This window comes from Gemmatimonadota bacterium, assembly GCA_026702745.1.
Lineage (GTDB): Bacteria > JAAXHH01 > JAAXHH01 > JAAXHH01 > JAAXHH01 > JAAXHH01.
The window spans coordinates 9,531-16,809 of sequence record JAPPBT010000047.1; the positions used below are offsets into that span (position 1 = coordinate 9,531).

The window sequence follows — 7,279 nt, forward strand, 5'->3', positions numbered from 1 at the left end:
GGAAGGACAAACTTCTGCAACCTCATCAATTGGCAAGGTTTGGAAGAAATGAATTCAACTACATAGTTGTTGATGAAGTTCATCACGGACAAAGTCCAACATACCGAGATCTGCTTGAACATTTTAGACCAGACTTCATGCTGGGAATGACAGCTACACCGGTCCGTCTAGACCGAAGAGACATTTTTGAGCTATTCGACTACAATAAGGCTTACGAAGTCGCTACTCACGATGTTATAGAACGTGGTTATCTTGTGCCATATACATACCATGGTCTAAGGGATGATATTGACTATTCCAATATCAGGTATGAAAACAATCGGTATCGGATCGATGATCTTGAAAAATTACTTGTAATACCCGAGCGAAATCAAGCCGTCTTAAATCAGTATCTGGATAAAGGAACTGGCGATAAAGCCATTGGATTCTGTGTATCGATCAAACATGCGGAACGTATGGCAGAATTCTTCAATGAACAAGGAGTCGGATCGGCAGCAATTCACTCCGGAACCGAAAACAGAAACCAACTAATTAGGGATTTTAGGGAAAACCGCATCACCGTGGTATTTACTGTTGATTTGTTCAATGAAGGAGTCGACTTTCCCAATGTGCAGGTATTGCTTTTTCTTAGGCCTACAGAATCCAAAACAGTTTTCATTCAACAACTCGGTCGTGGTTTGAGGTTGGTACCAGGCAAGAAACGAGTCCGAATACTTGACTTTATAGGCAACTACAAACGAGCGAATCTAATTCGTGATTATCTTGCTAAGAACAAGAAGGAAATAGAATACAAAAACAGCAGTGGTCGTACCGTTCGCAAAATAGAGTACGAATATTCGACCGGCTGTGAAGTGAACTTTGATGCTACTGTAGAGACAATCTTAGACCAACAGGATAGAGAGGAATTGGGTATTGGTAAACCCGAACTTACGGAAGCGTATTACAACGTTGCTGAACAGACAGGTAAGAAACCTAGTCGAATCGACATCGACAAACATGGCGAGTATAGATCCGCACAATACGCACAGGTATTTGGTTCATGGATTGGATTCATTCGAGAGATCGGCGAGTACACAGAGGCAAGCTATCACTATCCTCAAGGAACACATGTCGGTCACATTTTGGCTGTTTTGTGGTATTTTGGTCTTGAGGATCGTACCGGTACAGCATTTGATGATAAATACATACGACTACGCGGTGGGCTTGGACATGGGAGATTAGGAACCTATCAGAGGCAAATTAAGTACAAACTTTTGGCGGCAATGGAACTTGGTATTCTTGAGGACGACCGTCGAGTTCCGTCTGCTGACGATTTTGTACCTAGTTTGACACCTTTGGGTAGAAGTCTTAGAGACGTGATGTTTGCAAGTCTTTCCGAAACTAACCTTGAATTTGATATTGGCGAAGACGAAATTCCATCGACGAGAATGAGTGAAAATGAGGATTTCTACAATACGATCGTCTGTACGGAAGTAAACAGAAATCCTGAAGCCCGGAAAGTGATCTATCGAGTCATTTTTGGAATGCACGCCATACAGCAGATGCTGTCTTTCTTGTATCAAATCGCACGCCAGCAGACAATATACCGAGCCTACATATACGGTAACTTCTTCCAAGCACCGTTTGTGAAGCAATATATGGACCGCGAAGGTATTGTTGAAGCGACGAAAGAAGCTTCGCGGCGTCGCTGTCCTTTTTTATTGAACTTACTAGCAGCAGCTGGATTAATAGAAACAAGACAGAACGAAGTGCAAGTTTTGCGATTTGTCGTCTTTCCTGAACTCGTACGATCTCATCAGGGTGAGCCGATAGAAGATGCTGAAAAGCGATTGGAGTGTTTGCTGGAGGCGTGGCCGGACCGACCAGATAGATTATCACACAGTGATCTTACTATCTTAAAGGAATTGTTTGGTCCAGAATTTTTGACGTCAACGTACATGTTTGATGAAATCACACTAATCGAGGATCTTTAATGCCAAATCGGTCGCACCATAACCGAGGTCACATCGGTATAAACACATTAAAAAAGTCAGGCAAAGCGCACAGTTCGCTTTTAGGTGTTGTACAAAAACCTGTTGAAAAAACCTATCACGCTGTGTTTCAATCGGACTGTCTCGAAACGCTGAGCACACTTCCAGATGAGTCAGTTCAGTTGATTATCTGCGATCCTCCTTACAATATCTCGATAGCTGATTGGGATGCCTATGAAAACTACCAGAGTTGGGCTCTGGAATGGCTGACTGAGTCATGTCGAGTACTAAGGGAGTCGGGAAACTTAGTGATATTTGGTGGACTTCAATATCAAAGTGAATCAGGAACTGGTGATCTGCTTTCATTAGTATCAGAGATCAGACATAAGAATCTGTTTAATTTGGTTAACCTGATAATATGGAATTACCCAAACGGAATGAGTGCCCATCGTTTTTTTGCAAATCGCCATGAAGAAATCGTGTGGTTCGCCAAAAGCAAAAAGTACTATTTTGATCTCGACAGCGTCCGCGAGCCATACGATTCGAAAACAAAAACCATTTATCTAAGAGACAAACGACTACGACCTGAAAGTATAGAAAAAGGTCGAAATCCTACGAATGTGTGGAAGATCCCCAGACTCGGAGCTAATTCCAAAGAACGCGTTGGGCATCCAACTCAGAAACCAATTCCTCTAATTAACAGGCTTGTCACATCACTCTCATATGAGGGATCACTTGTTCTGGATTTCTTTGCCGGTAGTGGCGTTTCATCTCGAGTTTCTATGGCAAAGGGTCGGCACAGTATCTCGACAGATATCGATGCTTCGATAATAGTGTATTTTCAAAATCACTTGGAAAGATGGAAAGAGCGAGATCTGTTTAGCGATACCCAGATACCGACTCAGTTATTTGACGAATCTGGGTACCATGAGTTTCTTGAGTTAGTTTTTGATAGTATGTAATACAATCCCATGTCCCTAACCGACGAAGAACGCTTCCGATTCGACCTGACCGGGTTTCTGGTCCGGCCGGCTATACTCACCGCGGATGAGGTCAAGGATATCCGCGAACAGATCTACCTGATCAAGCACGACCCTGAATCGCTTCCGCCGGAACACCGCGACGTGCCGGGCGGGCCGTCGAGCGTGCTGATCGACCACCCCGCGGTCGTGGACGTGATCGAGGAGATCATCAGCAAGGATTTCCGCCTGGAGAACTGTTCCTGCGTGTGGCGCAACAAGGGGGAAGCTCACGGGGAACTGCACGGGGGTGGCCCCAGACAGATCGATCCCATCTTCGGCTACCGGGTGCAGCGTGATCAGATATACGCGGGCATGGTCCGGGTGATCTTCGAGTTTACGGATATACGCATGGAAGACCAGAGCACGCACTTCGTGGTGGGGAGCCACAAGGCCAACTTCCCCATGCATCCCGATCACATGTCCCTTGAGGAGGGCAAGCGGAGCCAGTTTCTAATGACCTATGCCTGTCCCGCGGGGAGCGCCGTGTTCTTCACCGAGAACACCTGTCACGCCGGTCCCGTGTGGAACCGGGACGAACCCCGGGTCACCGTCCTCAACGCCTATTCCCACCTGGCTACGCACTGGCACCGGCTCAAAACCCCGCCGGAAGTCATCGCGGGCCTTCCGCGCGAGAAGCAGGTCTACTTCCGTGAGCCGTGGATTGCCGATTTCAGGACGAATCCGGCCACGAGGAACACGGCGGAGCGGTTCATCGGCAATGACGAGCCGCCTGTCAACGCCGATACGAAGCCCTAGACGGAACTTCTGCGAATCTGCGAATCTGCGAGTTTGAAACCGGCCTAGTTGAGAGGCAGTTTCTGTCAAGGCCGAACGATACTGCCATCCGCCCTGCGGTCCTCCGCGGCGTACCGGGGCGTCGCCGCTTCATCCTCATTCAGCAGCCTTGCCGCCGCACCCTCGTCGATGTCGAGCCCAAGGCCCGGGTTGTCGTTGGTGTAGAGATGCCCGTCTCTTAGCTCGCAGGCCCCCGGAAACGCCGCGTATTCTTCCTCGCTGAAGGTGTTCTCTTCCTGGATTCCGAAGCTCCAGCTCGACATGTCGAGGTGAACGGCCGCGGCTTGATTGACCGGGTCGTTGTCGCCCCCTTCCTGCCAGGCGGTGTTGATGCCGAAGGATTCGCAGAGGCTCGCGATCTTGCGGCACGGCGTGATGCCGCCCGCCTTGGATACCCGCACGCGGACGTAGTCGATGAGGCGCTCGGTGATGAGGGGCGTCCATTCGTGGGGATTTACGAAGAGCTCGCCCATGGCCTGGGGCGTCGTGCACTGCTCCCGGATAAGGCGGTACCACTGCACCTGTTCGGGCGATAGGACGTCCTCGAGGAAGAAGAGCCGGTAGGGTTCGAGGCGCTTGGACAGGGCCACCGCCGACTGCGGTCGGAGATGTTCGTGCACGTCGTGGGTCAGCTTGGGGCCGAATCCGAGCTTCGAACGCAGGTACTCGAACATGTTCGGAATGGCTTCGATGTAGGCCTCGTCGTCGAAGACCTTGTCGGCGGGCCAGGCGTTGGCGGGGCGGGGTGCTTCTTCCGAGGGGATGAATCCACCGCCGCCGTATCCACCCAGTTGGCACCGGACCACAGGAAACCCCTCTTCGAGGTAGCCTTGAATGGCTTCCAGCAGGGCTTCCGGCGTGCCGCCCCCCGCGTGGGCGTAACAGGGCACCGCGCTCCGGCAGGCGCCGCCGAGGAGCTGGTAGACGGGCATGCCGGCTTCCTTGCCCTTGATGTCCCACAGGGCCATGTCGATCCCGGAAAGGGCCGTGTTGGTGATGGCGCCGTTACGCCAGTAGCCGCTCGTGTAGAAGGTCTGCCAGATGTCCTCGATGCGGCTGACGTCCCGTCCGATGAGCCTCGGGGCCAGCATGGACTCGACGGCCTCGATGACGGCGCGCTGGTGGTAGTGATCGCTTGCGGACCCGATGCCGTACAATCCAGGCTGGTTCGTGGTGATCTTTACGATGCCCCAGGTGCCGTTCGAACGCGTCCGGATGCACTTCACGCCGGTGATCGTGGTCAAGGTCCGCTCCTTTGTTTGCGGGGTCTGCTCTGTGGCCGCAGCGCTTATTCGGCCGTTACCCGCTCGCCGTCCACAAGAAAGGGCTCCGCGTTGCTCCAGTTCCGCGTGCCGTCTTCGGTCAGGATCGGTTCAGCGGAGTACTGCGTAAGGTACACTCTCCGCCAGCTGTCAGAGGTATTCGGGCTGCTGCGGTGGAAGGAGACACTGGAGAAGACGGCGATGCTCCCGGCCGGCGCGACCACGGGCACGCCGGGATCATCGCCGAAGTAGCCGATCTTGTCATTGGTCTCGTCCACGATGCGGTGATCCTGGCGGCGCCTCGTGCCCGCGCGGGAGAAGGGCAGGATGTAGACCGTGCCGTTCTCGTCGGAGACGTCGTCGAGGGCGGCCCAGCAGCTCATGTAGGGCCGGTGGTCGAACCCCACGTAGCCCGAGTCCTGGTGCCAGCCGAACTTCATGCCGACTTCGGGCCCCTTGACCACGAACTGCTCGTGGAAGAGATAGGCGGTGTCGCCCAGAGTGCTCCTGCAGATCTCGGCCATGATCTCGCTGAAAATGTACGGCCGCAGGCTGGGATTGTCGCGGTGCCGGTTCGAGATGAAGTAACGGCTGCCCTTGTGGGTGATGCCCCGGGATTTCTCCGCTTCCCTGGCCATCTCGGCCTCCATTTCGACCCGCAACCGGTCGCACTCGCCGCGTATGTATTCCAGCTGCACATCGTCCAGGGCGGACTCGAGAATGAAGTACCCTTCCTCCTGGTACTGCTGCTTCTGCCCGTCGGTGATCTCGACGGGCTTTGCTCCGGTTACCGACATTTATCCCCGTCCTATGTAGGGCATGGTGGTGGCCATGACCGTGATGAATTGTACGTTGGCGTCGAGGGGCAGTCCGGCCATAAAAACCACGGCGTCGGCCACGTTCTTGACGTGCATCCTGGCCTCGGCCAGCAGGTCGCCGGTAGGTTGCAGGATGCCCTCCTGCATGCGCTGGGTCATCTCCGTGGCCGCGTTGCCGATGTCGATCTGCCCGCAGGCGATGTTGTACTTCCGACCATCGAGGGAAGTCGAACGCGTCAAGCCGGTTACGGCGTGCTTGGTGGCCGTGTACGGCGCCGAGTTCGGTCGGGGCACATGGGCGGAGACCGATCCGTTGTTGATGATCCGCCCGCCCTTCGGATCCTGATCCTTCATGATCCTGAAGGCCTCCTTCGTGCAGAGGAAGGAACCCGTCAGGTTGACGTCCACCACGGTCTGCCACTGCTCGGCCGTCAGCTCTTCGAGGAGCACGGCGGGCGCCCCGGTCCCGGCGTTGTTGAACAGCAGGTCCAGGCGGCCGTGGGCGGCCTTCGTTTCGGCGAAGAGGCGCTCGACCTGCGAGGCGACGCCCACGTCCGTGGGTACGACCAGCAACCGGTCCGCGGCTTCACCGGCATCTGTCACGGTCGACTCCAGGGCTTCTTTCCGCCGGCCCGCGAGGACCACGCTGTAGCCTGCGTCTAAAAGCGCCAGGGAACAGGCCTTGCCGATGCCCGAACCCGCGCCGGTGACGACGGCGACTTTGTTGCTTTCACTCATTGCTGCACTCCTTATCTCGATTGTAGATACTTTGAATATACGTTAAGCGATCACATCATGCGATCACAGGTCATACCGGCGGGTTGATTCGTTTCCTGTCGATCCGTCTCCTGTCGATACGACACTGCAACTAACCATTCCGGGATAGTCTCTGCAATCCTTTTTCACGAATAAGGATCCGCGGCGTCGCGCAACGCGTCTCCCAGGAAGTTGAAGGCGATGACGACGACCAGCACCGGCGCGGCGGGGAAGAGCAGCCAGGGGTGGTTCAGCAACACCGTCACGCGCTGCGCCTCTTCGAGGAGCACGCCCCAGCTGGTCATGGGCGGACGGATGCCCAGGCCCAGGAAGCTCAGGGCCGTTTCGCCCAGGATCATGCCCGGAATGGCCAGCGTGGCCACCACGATGATGTGGCTGTAGCAACCGGGCAGCAGGTGGCGGGAGATGATGTACCAGTGTCCCGCACCCGCCGACCGCGCCGCCGTGGTGTAATCCTGTTCCCGGAACACGAGGACCTTGCCCCGGACTTCGCGGGCCAGGCCGCCCCAGCTGATGATGGACAGGATGATCGTGATGCCGAGGTAGGTCTCGATGCTCGTCCATCCGGCCGGCAGCGCCGCCCCCAGGGCCATCCAGAGGGGGATCGGCGGAAAGGAGGCCAGGATCTCGACGAC

Annotated in this window: 7 protein-coding genes; 3 read left to right on the forward strand and 4 right to left on the reverse strand. The window is 54.8% G+C overall.

Annotation, left to right across the window (positions count from 1 at the left end; genetic code table 11):
* The 3 genes from OXH56_07140 to OXH56_07150 form a co-directional block, all read left to right on the forward strand.
* A partial coding sequence (locus OXH56_07140; GenBank protein MCY3555083.1) for a helicase-related protein occupies positions 1-1,973 on the forward strand: 1,973 nt, incomplete at its 5' end.
* Complete coding sequence (locus tag OXH56_07145; protein ID MCY3555084.1) at positions 1,973-2,932, forward strand: site-specific DNA-methyltransferase; 960 nt, start codon at positions 1,973-1,975, stop codon at positions 2,930-2,932. The genes OXH56_07140 and OXH56_07145, both read left to right, overlap by 1 nt.
* Before the next feature lie 9 nt (positions 2,933-2,941).
* Positions 2,942-3,748: a phytanoyl-CoA dioxygenase family protein gene (locus OXH56_07150; protein MCY3555085.1), complete on the forward strand. Its 807-nt coding sequence runs from the start codon at positions 2,942-2,944 to the stop codon at positions 3,746-3,748.
* 65 nt (positions 3,749-3,813) lie between these two features.
* Here OXH56_07150 and OXH56_07155 read toward each other — a convergent pair whose 3' ends face one another.
* The 4 genes from OXH56_07155 to OXH56_07170 form a co-directional block, all read right to left on the reverse strand.
* Complete coding sequence (locus OXH56_07155) at positions 3,814-5,031, reverse strand: mandelate racemase (GenBank protein MCY3555086.1); 1,218 nt, start codon at positions 5,029-5,031, stop codon at positions 3,814-3,816.
* Positions 5,032-5,075: 44 nt separating this feature from the next.
* Positions 5,076-5,846: a phytanoyl-CoA dioxygenase family protein gene (locus OXH56_07160; GenBank protein ID MCY3555087.1), complete on the reverse strand. Its 771-nt coding sequence runs from the start codon at positions 5,844-5,846 to the stop codon at positions 5,076-5,078.
* Positions 5,847-6,605: an SDR family NAD(P)-dependent oxidoreductase gene (locus OXH56_07165; protein MCY3555088.1), complete on the reverse strand. Its 759-nt coding sequence runs from the start codon at positions 6,603-6,605 to the stop codon at positions 5,847-5,849.
* Between the two features lie 164 nt (positions 6,606-6,769).
* Positions 6,770-7,279 (reverse strand): ABC transporter permease (locus OXH56_07170; protein ID MCY3555089.1); only part of this gene is annotated, 510 nt, incomplete at its 5' end.

Excerpts from the sequence above, each read along its gene's own strand:
- OXH56_07145 (MCY3555084.1), top strand. The coding sequence starts at position 1,973 with ATGCCAAATCGGTCGCACCATAACCGAGGTCACATCGGTATAAACACA.
- OXH56_07150 (MCY3555085.1), top strand. The coding sequence starts at position 2,942 with ATGTCCCTAACCGACGAAGAACGCTTCCGATTCGACCTGACCGGGTTT.
- OXH56_07160 (MCY3555087.1), bottom strand. The coding sequence starts at position 5,846 with ATGTCGGTAACCGGAGCAAAGCCCGTCGAGATCACCGACGGGCAGAAG.
- OXH56_07165 (MCY3555088.1), bottom strand. The coding sequence starts at position 6,605 with ATGAGTGAAAGCAACAAAGTCGCCGTCGTCACCGGCGCGGGTTCGGGC.